The organism is Acidimicrobiales bacterium, assembly GCA_036399815.1.
In the GTDB taxonomy this organism is placed as follows: Bacteria; Actinomycetota; Acidimicrobiia; order Acidimicrobiales; family DASWMK01; genus DASWMK01.
The window spans coordinates 11,493-29,001 of the sequence record DASWMK010000181.1; the positions used below are offsets into that span (position 1 = coordinate 11,493).

Here is a 17,509-nt window from a genome sequence, read left to right on the forward strand (position 1 = left end):
AAGAATCTCGGCACCTTTCGGCCCGCCGTCGTGTCCGACTTCGACCGAGTTTCGGATTGATCCGAAACTCGGACATCAGGGACAGCCCCGGCGCAGGGATGATGCAGTGTGACCTCCTGACCCGAGTCGCGAGGCGGCCCCTCTCTCCGTTGGCAGCCGGAGAGAGGGGCCGGGGGAGCTAGTAGGAGTCGGTCACGACAGGAAGTCGCCCGCCATCGCCTCGTCGAAGCGATCACGGAGCCGTCCGTGACCCCGGCCGATGTCGGCGGCGAGCTGGTAGTACGCCGCGACGGTCGCCTCGCCGAGCAGGGAGTCAGTGTCCGGCCGGTCAAGGACGGTCATGGCCGCCCGCCGTGCTCGGCGAGCAGGGCGCGCACCGCTCGGACGGTCGTCACGATCGCCCCGGCGTCCTCGTCGCCCGGGCGCACCCTCAGGTCGAGCGAGTTGAGGATGGCCTCTTCGTCCGGCTCGCTGCGGAGGAAGGCGCCGACGGCGTCGAGCAGGTCGCTCGACGGCATGTGCCCGATGGCGGCGAAGTAGTCGAGCAGCGTCCCCGGCTCGCTCCCACGCTCCCGCACCCATGCGTTGTACCGGGCGGCTGCCGGTCGCTCGACCCGGGCGAGGGCGGCGTAGACCTCTGCCGCGTGGACGGCCAGGGCGAGTACCGATGGCCGCACGCGGCGGGCCGCGTCGATGTGCTCCGGCAGCGGTGACGGGCCGAGGCCGTCGTAGTCGGTCGGCGCGCCGGGCAGGTTGGTCGTGGTCACGATGCCTCCTCCATCCTTCCGAATAGGACGCCGTCACGAGCGGCCCGCAGGACGGCCCGGAGCAGTTCGACCCGGGCTTCCAGCGTCGGCAGGTCGTCCGGCGCGACGCGGCGCTTCTTCTTGGCGTAGTGGCCGACGTGCCAGCCGTGGTCGTCGCAGGGGTACCAGTGGATGCGCCCGCGCTGGCGGCCGGCCTTGTGGTCGGCGAGGCGCATCCGGAGGGCGACGATCTCGGCGTGGTGCTCGGTCGGGAACGCCTGCTTCGGGGTGCCGTCGGGGCACGTGCAGGACCGGGGCGGCGCTGCCGTCAGCGTCGCGGTCACTGGCCGCCCTCCTCGGGCAACGCCTCCACGGGCACGTAGCCGTCGTCGTGCCAGCGCACGACCGACACGTCTGCGGGCAGCAGGTCGCCGACGCACGCCCGCAAGTCGTCCGTCGTCGGCAGCCACGCCAGTACGGTCCCGGCCTGGAACGATTCGAGGACGCCTCGCATGAGCGAGACCACGTTGTTCACGTCGAGGTCGGCCGCCAGCGTGGCGAGTAGGCGGCGCATCGAATCGTCGTCCAGCGGGCGGAGGCCCCGGTTGAGGCAAGTGTCGGCCGGGGCCGCCTCGCGCTGCACCCACGCCGCCAGCAGGGCGAGGAGGCTGCGCCCGGTCAACGTCGCCTTCCACAGCCGCATCCGGGCTTCGCCGCTGAGCACCCCAACCACGTCGTTCGGGTCGTCCGGTGCGACCGGACCGCCGAAGTTCTCGGCGATCACGCCCTGCACGAGCGCCGCCCGGGTGTCGTACTCGTCTTGCCCTACCGCGTAGACGGCGTCGTAGGCGACGACCTCCCGCACCACCCCGGTGAGGTCGTCGAGGGCGCGGAACATCTCCGTCTCTAGCTCGACCGGCCAGTCCGCCCCATCGGGGAGGTTCCCGGAGAACACCGACGTGAAGGTGTCCCGGGCCTCGCCGACGGCCAGCGCCCACGACAGGAACGTGGGCAGGAGCGCCCGCCCGTCCTGCACGATGCCCTCGACCCGCTGGCGCAGCGCGTCGAGCACGGCCTGGTCCGGACGCCACTCGGCGCGGCGCCGCCGGTCGGCCTCCTCCACGACCTCGGCCGCCGCCATGACCTCCGCGAACGAGCGACCCGCCACGAGATCGGTGAACGCCGCTGCGACCTTCTCGGCCAGCGGCTCGCCTTCGTCGCACAGCGCCGGCAGGTGCTCGGCAACGCTGCCGTAGAGGTCGTCCCGGAACGCCGCTGCGATCTCTGACAGCGTTGCCGTGGTGACCGCAGCGGCGCCGCCCGAGACGGCGCTGGCGTTGTAGATGGCGACGAGCCGGAGCGCGGCGTCGTAATCCCCTTGGCGGCTGCGCTCGAGGAGCTGGTCGCCCTCGCGCACGAGCGCGGCCCGTGCACGGCGCCACGGCTTCGGGATGCTCGCCCGGTCGAAGCCGAACGGCGGGTAGGGCTTCGTAGTCGGGCCGACGCCGGACCAGGCGTCCGGGGGGCGGGGGGCTGTGGGGAGGCGGTCACGCCACGGCTCGGGCCAGTTGGGCGGCTCCTGACGGGCCATGACGCTGGCGCCGGCACCGAGGCCGGCGATGTACCGCGTCGATGGCGGCGGGTCGTCGCCGTAGCACGCCATGTAGGCGTCCGCGATGCCGAGGACCGCCGCGGCCATGAGCCGGCCCCTCTTGTCCGGGCCGTCGCCGTCCTCGGTGTCGGCGCCGTCCTCGTTGAGGGCGTCGATGGCGAGGCGGATCGCTCGGAGCAGCAACGGCTCCGGCTCCTTCGGCACGGGCGTGTCGCCGAGCGCCGACCCGGCCACGGCGTCGATCATCCGGATCGCCGTCGTGAAGTCGGGTGTATCCACCGGGGGTGTCGTCGGCTCTGAGTCACCGTGGTCGGCGGTCATCATCCTCTGGGCTCCTGCACGCTCAGGCGGCGGCTGGTGACCTCGTCGGCGGCCGGACCGGCGGTCGGGTTGACGAACTTCCCGCGCCGCACGCAGTCCACCCAGACCTCGAACGCCTCCTCCTCCGTCGCGTGCCAGAAGATGACCGCTCCGTCGGGTCCGACGAGGACGAGCAGCGGCGCCCCCTTCCAGCGCATGAGGACGACCCGGTACTGCGACAGCTCGGCGTCGCCAGCCGTGGCGAGGACTTCGCCCATCGGCTCCAGCGTCTCCCACGCCTCCTGCCCGAGCGGGACGTGGGCCGAGTAGTCGACGGTTTCGACCCACTCGCCGTCCGGCCCACCGGGACCGGGCATCTTGGCCGGCTTGCCGATGGCGGCCTGCGCGACGGCGGTGTCCACCGCGGCCTCCCATCCGCTCACGACGGCGACCTCCCTGCGAATGGCGAGCATGAGGGCCGCGTCGTCGGACACGCGGAAGGGACTGGTCGTGCCGGCCATGACGAGCGCCTTGGCGACGGCCCGCTCCACGAGCGTCCGCTGGTCGGCACGACCGCCGGTGACGGTCACGAGGACCGGCGTCACGCTGTCCTCGTCCTTGCCGTACTCCTCGGCGGCGAGCATCGCGCGGGCGCCGGCCGCCCACGTCACAACGGTGTGGACGGCGCTGTCGTCGCTCTCGCCGTACCGGTCAGCCAACTGCTCGCCGAGGTGGACGAGGACGGCGAGCACGTCACGTGCCGCCTCGTTGGCCGTGACCGCGGCCATCGGTTCGTTGTCCCGTTCGTCGCCCGTCGGGCGCGTCGGACTACCCTCTCCCATTGTCGAATGCCTCCGTGGTTGTTCGACAAAGGTCCGGCGTGGGGTTGCGCCCCCACGCCGGACCGCTTCGGTTTTGACCTGCCTCCTCGTGTCGGTTGGTCCGTATCAAGCCGAACCGGCCGCGACTCTACCGGTGCATGACGGGTCGTGCACAAGGGGGTTCGCGGCGTCCCTGTCCTACGTCACGTAGCGTCTCGGCCGTGGGTGAGAAGGTCGATGTCGCCGACCTCGTCGACGCTGCGATGATCGCCAGCCGCGTCGGCATAAGCCGGAGCGTCGTTTACAGCTGGACGACGCGGCATACCAGCTTCCCGCGCCCGGTCGCCACCTTCGGAACCGTGAAGCTGTGGCTCTGGCCGTCGGTCGAGGCGTGGCTGCGAGCGACCGGGCGGCTCGGCTCCGACTGACGTTTCCTTGCCGTCACCACTGGCCGCTCCGCCGATCTCCACGTGGAGAGAAGCGTTACGACTAACGCGTGGCGTTCTAAGGTGGGAAGCGTGAGCCGTAACCCCGCCTGCCCGAAGGGGCAGCTCTGTTGGCCGGACGACTACTTCGATCCTCACTGCGGGTCGTGCCACCGAGACGGCCACAGGGCGTGTAGCCACTGCGGAGCATGCCTGCCGGACGGGCACCGCCGCGACCGTCGGTACTGCAATGCCAGCTGTCGAGCCCGCGCCTTCGCGGCCGACCGTTCGCCCGAGGCAGTAGCGCGTCGGGAGGCCCTCGAAGCGGACCCCGAGTACCAGAAGTGGCGAGCGTCCAGCGACCTGATAATGGCGGGCCTCCGTCGAACTGGCCGCGCTGCCGACGCCGCTGACCGCCGACGGGAGCTCGTGAAGCGATCCGCCAACCTCGGCGACGCCTGCGGCCAGTGCGGCGACGCCTTCAACGGAGGCGCCGCGTACCGGGTGCTGCTCAACACGGGCCTCCTGCGGGATCCCTTCAAGGGCGAGGAACACCGACGGTCGGGGCTGATCTGTCGACCTTGCCTTTGCAGAGAACGGCTGTCGAACGCGGACCACGTTCCCCGTCTCTGCCCCGAGTGTTGGCCTGGCCGCCGGGACTGGCAGTACGACCACTACGAAGGACGGACGGTCGCCGGCCTTCGCCGGTGGTATTGCCCGACCCGGGGTGACCACGTCGGCCTGTACTGCGACTTGTGCCATCCCCGCTTGTGGGCCGAAGGCTCCTGCCCGGGATGCGAGCGCCGGTTCTTCGTACGCCCCCATGGCAACCTCCGCCACGGCCACGACGGCCTCCTCGCCGTCTACTGCTCGACGCGGTGTCGGACGATGGTCGCCCGCGCCCGAGCAGCCGCCCGACGGCACGAACGGGAAGGGTCGCCCGTCTGTTCGTCCTGCGGCGAGACGCTGGACGGCCGACGCGCAGACGCCCGCTTCTGTTCGTCGGCCTGCCGCCAGAGGGCATACCGGGCTCGCACGGCCGCACCCGGCGACGTCCGACTTTCGGAGCGCTCCGAAAGTCGGGCGAATTCGGACACCCGTTCGACGTAGAACGCGGCACGGAAAGCCAGAAGGACGGTCGAGATTCCGGTAAACGTTTACCAGGAGGGGAAGGCGGCGGCCACGCCGGACCGCTCGGTCAGGTGAACCAAACTAGGTCACCTGAGCCGCGGAGGAGGTCGTCGTCTGGCGCCCGCCCCTCGGCAGTGGCGCACAGAGGTGGTCCCTTTTCCCCCACCTCGAAACCCCGGCCGGCGGCGAGCAGCACATCCGCACCGCTACTGCATCCGGACTCCGAAAACATGGCCGGACCATCGTGAGGGCCGATGCAGGAACCGAACAGGAGCGACGACCTCGCCCGCGCCCGTCGGGCCCTCGCAAGCGGTGAGGGCCGGCGCACGCGAGAGGCGTTGGGGTTGAGTGCGCGTGACCTCGCAGGCGACGTCGCCGTCCACCACACATCCCTCCTGCGGTGGGAGGACGGACGGGTCCGGCCGCGCGCCGACGCTGCGCTGAGATACATCGCCGTGCTCGACCGGCTGCGGCAGAGGCTCCCCGGAAGCGAGGCGGCGTGACCGACGACGAGGTCCGCGCCCTGCTCAAGCGGAGCCGGGCGGCGCAAGGGTTGCCTCCCGTCGTCACCGACCCAGAGGCGCTAGCGAAGGCCGCCGCCCTCGTCGTGGACGCCATGAGTTCGCCGCCCTCGGAGTCGACGGCTGCATGACCGACGCGGCGGGCGGCAGCGTGACACCCACCGAGCAGGCCGTCGCCGACGTTGTCGGCCGCCTCGGCGTGATGGACCTCATCCGACTGCTCGACAAGAGCCACGACCTCTACCCCGCGCCGCGGTGCCCTCATTGCCCGGCCCGGTCGCACAATGCGCTGATCGTCGTCCACGACGACGGTGTCCGGTGGACGTGCCAAGGCTGCGGTTCGTCGGGAACGATCTACGAGCTGCGCCGCCGCGTCCTCGAGGACGAGAAGGCGGTCGCCCAGCTTGCTCGGATCGGCACGAAGACCCACCCAGCGGCGTGAGCCTCGTCCACAAGCTCAGCGAGGCCAAGCGCCTCATGGACGAGGCTCGTTCGGCGCCGTTCGCCGACCTCGCCGTGATCCACGCTGCCCTCCGTGACGTGATCGACGCCGCAGAGGAAGAAGCGGCCGAAGTCGAGGGCTTGGCGGAGGCGCACGGATGAGCATCGAAGCCGTTGCGTGGGTGCTTTCGTCGTCGCCGACGAAGGGCGCCGAACGCATGGTCCTCATGGTCCTGGCCGAGCACGCCCGCAGTGAGTGCGGGCACACCTGGCCGAGCTACGCCACCGTCGCCGGTGAGGCGAACGTGTCGGAACGGTGGGCCAAGACGCTCGTGAAGCGACTCATCACGGCAGGCCACGTGAAGCAGGTCGCCGACGGTGGAGGCCGCCAGTCCAACGTGTACGAGGTCGTCGGCGCGCCACGCTCCGGCGAGCGACTCCGTTCACCCCTGAGGTGCTCGTCAGTTCACCCCAGGGGTGAACTGACGGACACCCCAGGGGTGATGGTGGGATCACCCGAACCGTTAGTTAACCCTCAAGGAACCGTCATGGGTGTGGCCGGCGCCCCGGAAGCCGGAAACTCGCCGCGGCGGAAGCGCAGGACCGAAGCGCCCGACCTCCTCCCGGTGACCGACAAGCTCCGCGCTTGGGCGGCGAAGGAGGGCATCACGGCCAACCTCGACGCCGAAACCGAGAAGATGCTTGACCACTATCGGGGCACCGGCGAGCGGTTCGCCGACTGGCAGGCCGTCCGGAAGAACTGGCTCCGGAAGGGCAAGGAGTTCGCGGAACGCGACCGTCGACGAGGACGCGGTGGCGATCACCCTCGGTTCGTCGGCGGCGTCATGGTCGAGGACAACGTCGGGTGACCGGCCAGGACCGCCTCACCGACCTGGCAGCCGAGCGGAAGGTCCTCGGCTACCTGTTGACCCACCCGAACCGCGCCGACGACATCGCCGTCCGGCTCGCTCCCGCTGACTTCGCCGGCTTCCTCGACGGCAAGAGCCACACCGAACTGTTCGCCACGATCCTGTCCAACCCGGGCGTGCCCACGGACGCGCTTGCGCAGGCGTCGAAGCTGTCCATCGCCACCCTCGCCACCCTCGCCATCGACGGGTGCTACGAGGGCCAGACCGACCACTACATCGACCGCCTCATCGAGGCGGCCGGCCGTCGCCGCCTCCAACACGCCGCGGTGGAACTGTCGCAGGCGGCGACCTCGGATCGCCTTGACCTGGCCGGCGCGCTCGACCTCGCCCGACGCCTGACCGAAGAAGCCGAGGGGCCGGCCCTCCGAGCACTACCCGACCCGGACATCGACACCTTCTTGGAAGGCGACGACGCCTACGACTGGATCATCCCCCGCCTTCTCGAACGACGGGATCGCTGGCTGCTCGTCGCCGATGAGGGCGGCGGAAAGTCGACGCTGCTGCGCCAGATCGCCGTGCAGGCCGCCGCCGGCATCTCGCCGTTCACCTGTCAGGCGATGGACCCCGTGCGTGTCCTCTTGGTCGACCTCGAGAACGGGGAGCGCCTAGTCCGGCGTCGCCTGCGGGCCCTGCGGACCCAGTGCGGCGCCCGCCTCGACCCGGACCGCCTGCGGGTGTGTTCACTCCCGGCCGGTGTCGACATCACGGAGCGGTCGGGCGCCAACTGGCTGACCGAGCGGGTAGCGGCCAACCGGCCGGACCTCCTCATCATCGGGCCGATGTACCGCCTGTACGCGGGCGTCGCCGAGCATGGCGACATCGGCGGCGAGGACAAGGCGAGGAAGGTGACGGCCGCCATCGACCGCGTCCGGACCCGCTTCGGCGTCACCGTGATAGCCGAGACCCACGCGCCGCTTGGGAGCAACGGGGCGACTCGCGTGCTCCGGCCGTTCGGGTCGTCCGTGTGGCTCCGGTGGGCCGAGTTCGGTACGGCGTTGAAGCGCGACGCCGACCAGCCGAACCGATGGCTGCTCACGCACTTCCGGATGCCCCGCGACGAACGGGTCTGGCCGGTCGCTCTCAGCCGGGGCGGCGTGTGGCCGTGGTCGGTCGCCGAGTGGGGCGAGGTCCCCGAACATCTCCGGGAGGTGGCATGAGGCGGCACGTTCCCTCTCCACGGCAGCAAGACCTGTACGCCGGCTGGTTGGAGCTGATGGCTCGCCGCATCCGGTCCGGCGAGTTCGACCGCTTCCTGCGACGGAGCGACCAGCGCCCCGAACGCGACGGCTACCCCGTCGGCGGCGACAGCGTTCCGGTGTCCGGCGGCGGCGTCGCCGATCCCACCTTCGCCGCCGTGGTCGCGAACGAGGAAAGCCGCGACCAGCGCGACTTCGTCGACGCCCGGGTGTCGACGGCCGCGCGCTGTCTCGACGAAGCGGTCGGTTCGATCCAGTCGACGCTGCGAGCGATGGACGAAGTCACGGGCTCCGCTCCGAAGGGCCGCGAGTCGTCGGCCGGCATCTGCGCCAACCCGGCCTGCCAGGAGGCGACACATCGGCCGCGGGCAGGACGGTGCCCGCCCTGCTACATCTACCGCCGTCGGCACGGCGGCCAGGACGCCCCGGCCGAAGTGATCGCCGCCCGCCGGGCGGGACGCCCGCTTCCCCGAGACGACTGGCGCGACCAGCTGCACGACGGCGCCGACGCCGTCGAACGGCTGAACCCCGGGCACGGTTCCCATGAGGCTTACGGCGATCTTCATGAGGACGCTCCCGAACGCGACGACTGCTCGGGAGAGGCCGCATGAACGACTGCCAGCACGAGCGGACCTACTACGACCCCAAGGGCGAGCGGTGCCGCGACTGTGGCGTCTACGTCGTCCGTCGGGCGGCCGATCATCCCGGCGCCCAGGCCCTCGCCGCAGCGATGTCACGGGGCAGGTCACGCTCCCGCAACGCCTTTAGCGACGCGACAGACAACGCCGTTACTGACGGCGAAGCGAGGTGTGGGAATTTCCTAGCCGCCGACTGCGAGCACTGCCGACTCCGGAACGACTCGGCCCGCTCGTCGCTCTGCTCACGGTGCCGCCGGTACAAGGCCCGGCATGGCGGCGACCTGCCACCCCCCGAGCTGGTCGACCGATGGCTGGAAGATCACGTCGCCGCCACCAACCAGGGCGACGACGGCTGGCTCGGGACCGGCGGGCGGTCGAGGAAGAGCAGCCGCCGGTGATGGAACGGCCATCGGCGTGAGCGGCCGGCACCACCCCTCAACGTTGTCCCCACCGCGAGAGCGCAGGTCACGCCGTTGTTGTCACCACGTCGGCTACACTTGACGTAGTCGGTCGTGCTGTCGGCAGGAGGGCGGGGCCGGTGCCTTGGCGCAAGCCGACGACCTGCACGACTCCCGGGTGCGGCAAGGCGTCGAAGCGGGACGGCAAGTGCCCTGCCTGCCTCTCGAAGGCGGGTCGCCACCGTGACCAGCAGCGTGGGACGCCCGCCGAGCGTGGCTACACGTACCGGGTCCGGCAGTCCATGGCCCGCTACCTCGCCGAGCATCCGACATGCGAACGGCGTGGCTGCACCGACCGGGCGACCGAGGTCGACCACATCGTGCGCCGCGACCTGTTCGACCCGGCCGAGGCGGGTGACACCCCCGAGAACTACCAGGCGCTCTGCCACTTCCACCACTCGCAGAAGACAGCGCTCGTCGACCACCGATGGGGCGTCCGAAGGAGCAGCCGATGGAGCTAGCCCTAGCCGTCGCAGCCCTCGTCGCAGGCGCCACGTCCGTGGCCGTCCAGGTGATCGCCCACCGTCGCCGCACCCGGCAGGCTCGTGCCCTCGCTGACCTGACCGCCATGTCGCAGGACCTCGGGCTGTACGACCCCGACCGCATCACCGTCGAGCCCCCTGTACGAGATCGCTGCTGGCGTCGGCATGACCGGCGAGGAGATGGCCCAGAGCTGCCGGCGGCTGACCGCAGCCCTGACCGCAGCCCTGACCGGACCCGCCACCGGCTACCTGCTCGACGATCACGGCACTGTCACACCGTTCGGGACGAGCACACCGTGAGCTGGCGCAACGTGGACGTGGCTCTGACAGCCACCGACCAGCCCACCCTCGCCGACGAGGTCACGGCACGGATCGCCGAACGGCATCGCTCCCGGACCGAGAACCCTGTCCCGCCCGGGACAGACGACGATCCACCGACGGCCGCCTGACCGCTAACACCAGCAAGCGACGGGTGGGGTAGCCCCGGTAGCCGAAATCCAGACGACACCCGCTGGTTCAGCATCTTCGCTCGCTGACACGTTTTCGGACCCCGCGTACCGGGCGGCGGTTAGCGCCTGGCTAGCGGGCGCTAGCGGCCCTGTACGTTGCGTCCTGGTCAGGGCTACCCTCCCGGCCATGTTGAGCGGGAAGTGGAGCGGGATGAGGGCGCCCGAGCGGGTCAGGTCGGCGGCGCGGCAGTTCGAGCAGGTGGCGTGGCTGGCTCTGCTGGTCGGGGCGCTGGGCGCGTACTTCACGTGGAGGGACGCCGATCCGGACGACGGCACCCCGGGCAGCGCCGTGGCGTTCGCTGTCGTCGGTGTGCTGGCGTGGCTCGTGTTCCTGGCGGTCGCCCGTGCGCTCGACGAGCGGTCGAGCGAGTCGACCAGTGCTCCGGGCGGGCCCGGGAGCATCGACTAAGCGGATCGTCCAGGCGGATGCCGCTCGCCGGGCCGGACGACGAGCTGCACGGCTGAGCACTTCGCACAACGGGAGGTCCGGATGGGCGCACGCGGCCCCGCACCGACGCCGACGGCGCTTCGCCTGGTGCGTGGCGACCGGTCGGACCGGGTGAACACCGACGAGCCCCTTCCGTCGGCCGGCGAGGTCACCGCGCCGTCGTGGCTCGCTGAGGGCGCGCTGGCCGTGTGGTCGGCGCTCGCCCCCGACCTCGAGCGACAGCGAGTGCTCACGGCGTGGGATGTGGAGGCGTTCGCCACCTACTGCGACGCCGTCGAGCGCCATCGGCGGGCCGCCGAGAACCTGGACCGGCAGGGGGAGATCGTTGAGGCGCCGGTGTTCAACCGCAACGGCGAACGCACCGGGGAGCGCCTGGAGAAGAACCCGTGGTTCTTCGTCTGGAAGGACTGCGCCGAGATCATGTCCCGGTACGGCGCCCGCTTCGGGCTGACCCCTTCGGACCGGTCCCAGCTCAAGGTGGGCAGCGATGGCGAGAAGGGAAGCGACCTGCTCACCTGACGACCGCTGGCGGCCGAACACGCCGGCCGACCGTCGAGGCCCCGTCTGCGGCTACACGCTCCGCAACGTCACCTGCTCGAAGCGGGGAGCCCACTACTGCCAGCCCCGCGCCGACCGGGTCGTCTACTTCTTCGCCGAACTGCTGGTTCACACCAAGAGCCGGTGGGCTCGACGGGCGTTCGTGCTCGACGCCTGGCAGGAGCACGACATCATCCGGCCCCTGTTCGGCGAGGTCGTCTGGTCGGAGGAGTGGCAGTCGTACGTCCGGCGCTTCCGAATCGCCTGGATCGAGCTAGCTCGGAAGAACGGCAAGTCCGAGTTGGCCGCCGGGATCGTCCTCTACCTGCTGATCGGCGACGACGAGGTAGGCGCCGAGGTCTACGGCGCAGCGAAGGACACGAAGCAGGCCGGGAAGGTCGGCCAGGTCGTCCTCCAGATGGCGCGCTACTCGCCCGAGCTGCGCCGACGCCTGGAGTACAACAAGAACGAGCGGCGCCTGTTCGACGAGAAGTCGGGCAGCTACTACGAGGTCATCACGGCCGACGCTGCCGGCGAGCTGGGCCACAACCCGCACGGCGTCGTCGTGGACGAGATCGTCGCCCAGGCGTCGGGCGACCTGTGGACCGCCCTCTACACGGCGCTCGGCACCCGCCCCCAGGCGCTCATGGTCGGGCTGACGACCGAGACGAACGACCCCTCGTCGTTCTGCGCCGCCGAGTCCGACGAGATGGCGAAGATCGCCGCCGACCCGGGGCGCGACCCGACGGTGTTCGTCTACCAGCGGAAGGTCCCCCGCGAGGCCGATCCGTGGGACGAGTCCCGATGGCCCGAGGCGAACCCGGCGCTCGGGTCGTTCCTCTCGTGGGGGTCGCTGCGAGCGGAGGCGAACGCCGCGAGGACCGACCCCCGGAAGGAGAACGCGTTCCGGCAGTTCCGGCTCAACCAGCGCGTGTCGCAGGTGACCCGGCTGCTGCCGTTGCACGAGTGGGACGAGTGCGCGGGCGAGGTCGCCCTGTACCCCGAGTGGGTCGTTCCCCGGCTCCGTGGCCGGCGCTGCTGGGCCGGCCTCGACCTGTCCGGCCGCTCCGACCTGACGGCCTGGTGCCTGCTGTTCCCGTTCGATGCCGGCGAGCTGCTGGCCGACCGTCCCGCCGTCGCCGCCTGGTGGCGGTTCTGGCTGCCCGAGACGGTCGTCGCGAGGCTCGATAAGCACAACGGCGGGCTCGTGTCCGTGTGGGCCGAGGACGGCTGGATCACCCTCACCGAGGGCGACGTGATCGACTACGACCGGGTCTACGACGACATCGAGGCCGACGCCGGCCGCTTCGAGATCGTGGACGGGTCGTACGACCCCTGGTCCGGCGCCCCGGCCGTCCAGGAGGTCGAGAAGCGGACCGGCCTCGACCTGTACGAGGTCAACCAGCAGTACAGCGGCATGACCCTGCCGATGAAGGCGGTCATGGACTGGATCGCCGAGCGGCGCCTGGTGCACTTCGGCAACCCGGTCGCCCGCTGGCACGCCGACTCGCTCGAAGCCCGGTCACCGACCGACAACCCCGACCTCATGCGACCGTCGAAGCCGAATCGTCAGTCGTCCGGGAAGCGCGTCGACGGCATGTCGGCGCTGTTCGATGCCGCCAGCGGTCTGACGCTCCGCGGCGATGCGGTCAGCGACGACGGCTTCGCCGCCTTCGGCAGCATGTAGCCCTACCGGGAGGAACCCGCCCCGTGGCCCAACTCGACGGATCGAACATGCTCGACGCGTCGAAGCCCGGGACGCCGGACTGGTGGCTGCGCCGGCTGGAGAAGAAGCTCCGCGACCGTCAGAAGGGCTTGCGGCGGCTCGACGACTACTACGACGGCCGTCACCGGCTGTTGTTCTCGTCCGAGAAGTTCCGGAACGCGTTCGGCGGGCTGTTCGACGACTTCGCGGACAACTGGTGCCCGATCGTCGTCGATGCCGTCGAGGACCGGCTGCATGTCGAGGGCTTCCGGTTCGGCGACGAGCAGGCCGACCGGGACGCCTGGCGAATCTGGCAGGCGAACGCCCTCGACGACGAGTCGCACCTGGGCCAGCAGGCCGCCATCCTCAAGGCCGAAGCGGCGCTGATCGTCTGGAACAACCCGAGGGATGAGCGCACCCCGAAGATCACCGTCGAGGACCCCGCTCAGGTCGTGGTCGAGATGGTCCCCGGCACCCGCCGCGAGCGGGCCGCCGCCCTCAAGGTGTGGCTCGACGACTGGACGGGCCACGAGATGGCGACGCTGTACCTGCCCGACGGCCTCTACAAGTACGAAGGGTCGGTCACGGCCGGTGCCATGTCGTCCGGCCTGGTCCTCCCGGCTGGCGTGGGGACCTTCTCGTCGTGGCGTCCTCGTGAGGTCGCCGGCGAGCCGTGGCCGCTCCCGAATCCGCTCCGCGTCGTCCCCGTCGTCCCGCTCCGCAACCGGGAGCGGCTGTTGCAGCCCGGCCGGTCGGAGATCGCGAACGTGATCCCCCTCCAGGACGGCGTGAACAAGCTCATCGCCGACATGCTCGTCGCGTCGGAGTTCGTTGCGTGGCCCCAGCGCTGGGCGACCGGGCTCGAGGTCCCGAGGGACGAGAAGACGGGGCAGCCCGTCGAGGCGTTCAATGTCGCCTTCGACCGGCTCATGTGGGCGAAGAAGTCGGAAGCTCGCTTCGGCAACTTCGACGCCGCGGACCTCCAGAATTTCGTGGTCGGCGTGGAAATGCTCGTGCAGCACATCGCCAGTCAGTCGGCCACGCCGCCCCACTACTTCTACCTCAAGGGCGACTTCCCGTCGGGCGAGTCCATCCTGTCGGCGGAGTCGTCGCTGACCGCCAAGGCGGGCCGGAAGGCGCGCAGCTTCGGCGAGTCGTACGAGGAGGTCGAGCGTCTGGCGTTCGCCGTGCTAGACGACCCTCGGTCCGGCTTCGTCGGCGCCGAGACGATCTGGCGGGACTTCGAGCGGCGGGTGGAGTCCGTCGTGGCCGACGCCGCCACGAAGCGCCAGTCGCTCGGCGTGCCGTGGGCGCAGCTCATGGAGGACTTGGGGTACTCGCCGACTCAGGTCGAGCGAATGCGCGTCGAGCGGACGCGGGACATGGTCGAGCAAGCAGCCTTCGCGCCGCCCACGGCCATCGCGTTGCCGGGTCCGCTCGCGCTCCCCGCGGGTAGTTGACCGTGACCTCACCGGCCGGACGACGGGCGACGAACCAGTACCGGCAGGCCCTTGACACGACAGCCGGTCGGATCGTCGCGGCGGTCGCTGGCCTCTGGTCGACGGTGAACGATCTCGGCGAAGGCACCGAGGACCGCTGGACGGCCGCCGTCGTCCCTGTGGTGCTCGCCGGCCAGCTCCAGGCGGCGACGATCACCCGGGCGTACCTGGCGTCCTACATCGCCGCCGAGACGAGCCGTCGGAACGCAATCGACCTGCCAACCGAGAACCTCATCGGTCGGGCCATCCGCAATGGTGCTGACCCCGCAGTTGTCTACCGACGGCCGTTCAGCGTGGCGCGCGAGGCCGTCGGCCACGGCGGTTCTCTCTCCGACGCCCTCGACCGGGGACTCGACCGGGCCACCAGCGCCGTCCGGACCGACATCACCCTTACTGCCCGTACCACGGCGGCCGAATGGGCGAAGCGCGACGACGTTGTGCGCGGCTGGCGCCGGGTGCTCGGCAGCGGGAAGCACTGCGCGCTCTGCGCGTCGGCGTCGACCCGCATCTACCACCGGGGCGAGCTGCTACCGATCCACAACCGGTGCAAGTGCACGACCGAGCCTCTGCTGGTCGGCCAGTCCGACCCGAAGATCGAACGGCCACCCGCCGACCAGGTGAGTGATTCACCCGGCCTGTTGGCAGCCGCGACGGACCCCGGCGTCAACCCGTCGGAGGTCTACCGCGTCGTCGACCACGGCGAGCTGGGACCCGTCCTGTACGCGTCCGGCCACCGCTTCGACGCCGCCGCCTGAACGCCCCCGGGCGCGATGCCCGAAGGTCGTTCTCTAGCGCACGAGGGGCGCGATGCCCCCGGCGCCTCATGTCCCCGCCGGTCAGGCGTGATGCCTGTCGGCCCTGCCCTGGAAAGTCGAGGCGTGATGCCCGCGACCCCCGACCCCGCAGTCCGCTTCCACGGGTCCGTCCCGATGGTGCTCACCGGCCGAGGATGGTCCCCGCTGCTCCCGAGCGATGCCGGGGCCGGCGGCCACGGCGGCACTGCCGCCACCGGTGCCGCGACCGGTGCCGCCACCGGCGGCGGCCAGCCGGAGGGCGACGCACCCCCGGCCGGCGACAAGGGCGCCGAAGGCGACTACCCCCCTGGACTCGACGAGGGCGGAAAGCGCGCTCTCGACGCTGAGCGGGCCAAGGCCCGAGCCGAGGAGCGCAGCCGGAAGGCCGTCGAGCGCGAGCGCGACCAGTTCCGCCAGCAGCTCGAGGAGATCAGGACAGCGGGCCAGTCCGAGGCCGAGCGCGCCCTGGAGGAAGCCCGACGGGAGGCCGACCAGGCAGCCCGAGCCGAGGAGCGCGAACGGTTCAAGGCCCGTGTCGTCACGTCGGAGATCAAGGCGGCGGCGGGCAGCAGGTTCGCCGACCCCGCCGACGCCGTCCGGCTGCTCGACCTGTCGGAGTTCGAGGCGAACGACGACGGGGAGGTCGACGGGGCCGCCGTGACGGCGGCGCTCGACCAGCTCCTCAAGGACAAGCCGTACCTCGCCGCCGGGAGCCCCCCGAGGCCCACCGGTGACGGCGACGGCGGCGCCCGCAACGGCGGCGGGAGTGGCAAGCCCGCCACGCTCGCCGACGCCGTCGCGGCCCACTACCGCACGTAGGACCCCCTCTCTCCTAAAGGAGACGCCCAGCCATGCCCGTGACCCTCGCCCAGGCTGCGCTCAACGCGCAGAGCGACATCGACACGATGGTGGTCGACGACTTCCGCAAGTCGTCGTTCCTGCTCGACGCCCTCACCTTCGACGACGTGGTGAGCCCGGCCGGCGGGGGGTCGACGCTGACCTACGGCTACAACCGGCTCGTCACGCAGCCGACCGCCGGCTTCCGCGCCATCAACGCGGAGTACACGCCGCAGGAGGTCACCAAGACGCAGGTGACCGTCAACCTCAAGCCGCTGGGCGGCGCGTTCCAGATCGACCGGGTCCTCGCCGGGATCGCCCGGGGCGCGGAGGTCGCGCTCCAGATGGGCCAGAAGATCAAGGCGGCCAGGACGCTGTTCCACGAGGCCGCCATCGTCGGTGACTCCGCGGTCGACCCGAACAGCTTCGACGGGCTCGACAAGGCGCTCGCCGGGACCTCGACGGAGGTCAACCCGGACGCCGTGACCGACTGGACCGGCATCGACACCAAGGCCGAGGCCATCGCGCAGATGGCCGTGATCGACGACTGGCTGAACCTCGTCGAAGGCGAGGGCCCGGTCGTGATCTTCGGCAACCGGAAGGCGCTCACCAAGTTCAAGGTGATCGCCCTGTGGGGTGACTTCTTCGAGCGGTCCGAGGACGCCTTCGGGCGGGTGTTCGGCCAGTACGGCGGCCGGCCGCTCGTCGACCTCCGGTCAAAGGCCGGGTCGTCGGACCCCATCATCCCGGTCGAGACGCGCACCGTCGCGACCGTGTCGACGACCGGGCTCACCGACCTGTACGCCGTCCGGCTCGGGCTCGACGGCTTCCACGGCGTGTCGGTCACCGGCCAGCCCATCGTCCAGACGTGGCTCCCCGACTTCGAGCGGGCAGGCGCGGTGAAGACGGGCGAGGTCGAGATGGGGCCGGTCGCTGTGGCCCTCAAGTCGACCACGGCTGCCGCCGTCCTCCGCAACATCAAGGTGCAGTGATGGCAGCGGCCACCTACACGGTGCGTTCGCCGAACCCCAGCTACACCGGCGTCTCGGCGGGCGTCTCGTTCGCCGACGGCGTCGGCTACACCGACCGGACCGACCAGCTCGGGTGGTTCGAGCGCCACGGCTACACGGTCGAGAAGGGCGGCACCATGCCGGACGCCGCCCCGCTCGCCGCCCGACCCTTCCCCCGTGTCGGCGCCCCTTGGTCCCGCGACGCGGCCGTCGAGCCCGACGCCGCCGGGCCGGACTCCGACGCCTTCCTGCCGCCCACCAACGCCGGCCAGGCCGACCCTCACGGCCCTGCTGTCGTCTCGCCCGGCCTCCACGCCGTGCCACCGGCGCCCCTGGTTCCCGGCCCCGTGTCGAAGGACCCGGACGAGCAGGAGCGCGTCGAGACCGCCGCCGCCGAGCCGGTCCTATCGGGTGACGCCACGGTCGACGAGGTCATGCCCGAGGCGTGGACGCCGGGTGGCCCTCTCGGG

At 71.0% G+C, this 17,509-nt stretch carries 24 protein-coding genes; 19 read left to right on the forward strand and 5 right to left on the reverse strand.

The window, feature by feature from the left end; translation table 11 throughout:
• Positions 1-192: 192 nt before the first annotated feature.
• From VGB14_13330 to VGB14_13350, 5 genes are read right to left on the reverse strand one after another with little or no spacing between them, the layout of a single operon-like run.
• A complete protein-coding gene (locus VGB14_13330; protein ID HEX9993905.1) occupies positions 193-342 on the reverse strand; it encodes a hypothetical protein in 150 nt (49 codons plus the stop codon).
• Positions 339-767, reverse strand: a complete 429-nt coding sequence (locus tag VGB14_13335; GenBank protein HEX9993906.1) for a hypothetical protein — start codon at positions 765-767, stop codon at positions 339-341. Before VGB14_13335 ends, VGB14_13330 begins: the two co-directional genes overlap by 4 nt.
• Positions 764-1,090 (reverse strand): hypothetical protein, encoded by a 327-nt coding sequence (locus tag VGB14_13340; GenBank protein HEX9993907.1) that lies wholly within the window; start codon positions 1,088-1,090, stop codon positions 764-766. Before VGB14_13340 ends, VGB14_13335 begins: the two co-directional genes overlap by 4 nt.
• The gene (locus VGB14_13345) at positions 1,087-2,637 is read right to left on the reverse strand and encodes a hypothetical protein (GenBank protein ID HEX9993908.1); all 1,551 of its coding nucleotides are present in this window, start codon (positions 2,635-2,637) and stop codon (positions 1,087-1,089) included. The genes VGB14_13340 and VGB14_13345 overlap by 4 nt, the downstream gene beginning before the upstream one ends.
• A 41-nt stretch (positions 2,638-2,678) precedes the next feature.
• A complete protein-coding gene (locus VGB14_13350) occupies positions 2,679-3,446 on the reverse strand; it encodes a hypothetical protein (GenBank protein HEX9993909.1) in 768 nt (255 codons plus the stop codon).
• 254 nt (positions 3,447-3,700) lie between these two features.
• Between VGB14_13350 and VGB14_13355 the strand changes: the two genes are divergently transcribed.
• The 19 genes from VGB14_13355 to VGB14_13445 all read left to right on the forward strand — a co-directional run.
• Complete coding sequence (locus VGB14_13355; protein ID HEX9993910.1) at positions 3,701-3,907, forward strand: AlpA family phage regulatory protein; 207 nt, start codon at positions 3,701-3,703, stop codon at positions 3,905-3,907.
• Between the two features lie 1,627 nt (positions 3,908-5,534).
• Positions 5,535-5,687: a hypothetical protein gene (locus VGB14_13360; protein ID HEX9993911.1), complete on the forward strand. Its 153-nt coding sequence runs from the start codon at positions 5,535-5,537 to the stop codon at positions 5,685-5,687.
• Positions 5,684-5,998 carry a hypothetical protein gene (locus VGB14_13365; protein ID HEX9993912.1) on the forward strand — a complete coding sequence of 105 codons (315 nt, stop codon included), beginning with the start codon at positions 5,684-5,686 and terminating at the stop codon, positions 5,996-5,998. Before VGB14_13360 ends, VGB14_13365 begins: the two co-directional genes overlap by 4 nt.
• A complete protein-coding gene (locus VGB14_13370) occupies positions 5,995-6,159 on the forward strand; it encodes a hypothetical protein (protein HEX9993913.1) in 165 nt (54 codons plus the stop codon). Before VGB14_13365 ends, VGB14_13370 begins: the two co-directional genes overlap by 4 nt.
• Positions 6,156-6,866 carry a helix-turn-helix domain-containing protein gene (locus VGB14_13375; GenBank protein ID HEX9993914.1) on the forward strand — a complete coding sequence of 237 codons (711 nt, stop codon included), beginning with the start codon at positions 6,156-6,158 and terminating at the stop codon, positions 6,864-6,866. The genes VGB14_13370 and VGB14_13375 overlap by 4 nt, the downstream gene beginning before the upstream one ends.
• Positions 6,863-8,083 carry an AAA family ATPase gene (locus VGB14_13380; GenBank protein HEX9993915.1) on the forward strand — a complete coding sequence of 407 codons (1,221 nt, stop codon included), beginning with the start codon at positions 6,863-6,865 and terminating at the stop codon, positions 8,081-8,083. Before VGB14_13375 ends, VGB14_13380 begins: the two co-directional genes overlap by 4 nt.
• Positions 8,084-8,130: 47 nt before the next feature.
• Positions 8,131-8,733, forward strand: a complete 603-nt coding sequence (locus VGB14_13385; GenBank protein ID HEX9993916.1) for a hypothetical protein — start codon at positions 8,131-8,133, stop codon at positions 8,731-8,733.
• Positions 8,730-9,158 carry a hypothetical protein gene (locus tag VGB14_13390; protein ID HEX9993917.1) on the forward strand — a complete coding sequence of 143 codons (429 nt, stop codon included), beginning with the start codon at positions 8,730-8,732 and terminating at the stop codon, positions 9,156-9,158. Before VGB14_13385 ends, VGB14_13390 begins: the two co-directional genes overlap by 4 nt.
• A 302-nt stretch (positions 9,159-9,460) precedes the next feature.
• Positions 9,461-9,679 (forward strand): HNH endonuclease signature motif containing protein, encoded by a 219-nt coding sequence (locus VGB14_13395; GenBank protein ID HEX9993918.1) that lies wholly within the window; start codon positions 9,461-9,463, stop codon positions 9,677-9,679.
• Positions 9,680-9,865: 186 nt separating this feature from the next.
• A complete protein-coding gene (locus VGB14_13400; protein ID HEX9993919.1) occupies positions 9,866-10,000 on the forward strand; it encodes a hypothetical protein in 135 nt (44 codons plus the stop codon).
• Positions 9,997-10,149: a hypothetical protein gene (locus tag VGB14_13405; GenBank protein HEX9993920.1), complete on the forward strand. Its 153-nt coding sequence runs from the start codon at positions 9,997-9,999 to the stop codon at positions 10,147-10,149. The genes VGB14_13400 and VGB14_13405 overlap by 4 nt, the downstream gene beginning before the upstream one ends.
• A gap of 187 nt (positions 10,150-10,336) precedes the next feature.
• A complete protein-coding gene (locus VGB14_13410) occupies positions 10,337-10,618 on the forward strand; it encodes a hypothetical protein (protein ID HEX9993921.1) in 282 nt (93 codons plus the stop codon).
• Positions 10,619-10,744: 126 nt separating this feature from the next.
• Positions 10,745-11,176 (forward strand): phage terminase small subunit P27 family, encoded by a 432-nt coding sequence (locus tag VGB14_13415; GenBank protein ID HEX9993922.1) that lies wholly within the window; start codon positions 10,745-10,747, stop codon positions 11,174-11,176.
• Positions 11,145-12,881 (forward strand): terminase TerL endonuclease subunit, encoded by a 1,737-nt coding sequence (locus tag VGB14_13420; protein ID HEX9993923.1) that lies wholly within the window; start codon positions 11,145-11,147, stop codon positions 12,879-12,881. The genes VGB14_13415 and VGB14_13420 overlap by 32 nt, the downstream gene beginning before the upstream one ends.
• 23 nt (positions 12,882-12,904) lie before the next feature.
• On the forward strand, positions 12,905-14,359 hold the full coding sequence (locus VGB14_13425; GenBank protein ID HEX9993924.1) for a phage portal protein: 1,455 nt from the start codon (positions 12,905-12,907) through the stop codon (positions 14,357-14,359).
• 2 nt (positions 14,360-14,361) lie between these two features.
• Positions 14,362-15,153, forward strand: a complete 792-nt coding sequence (locus VGB14_13430; protein HEX9993925.1) for a hypothetical protein — start codon at positions 14,362-14,364, stop codon at positions 15,151-15,153.
• Between the two features lie 126 nt (positions 15,154-15,279).
• A complete protein-coding gene (locus VGB14_13435) occupies positions 15,280-16,011 on the forward strand; it encodes a hypothetical protein (protein HEX9993926.1) in 732 nt (243 codons plus the stop codon).
• Between the two features lie 32 nt (positions 16,012-16,043).
• A complete protein-coding gene (locus VGB14_13440; GenBank protein HEX9993927.1) occupies positions 16,044-17,021 on the forward strand; it encodes a hypothetical protein in 978 nt (325 codons plus the stop codon).
• A partial coding sequence (locus VGB14_13445) for a hypothetical protein (GenBank protein HEX9993928.1) occupies positions 17,021-17,509 on the forward strand: 489 nt, incomplete at its 3' end. The genes VGB14_13440 and VGB14_13445, both read left to right, overlap by 1 nt.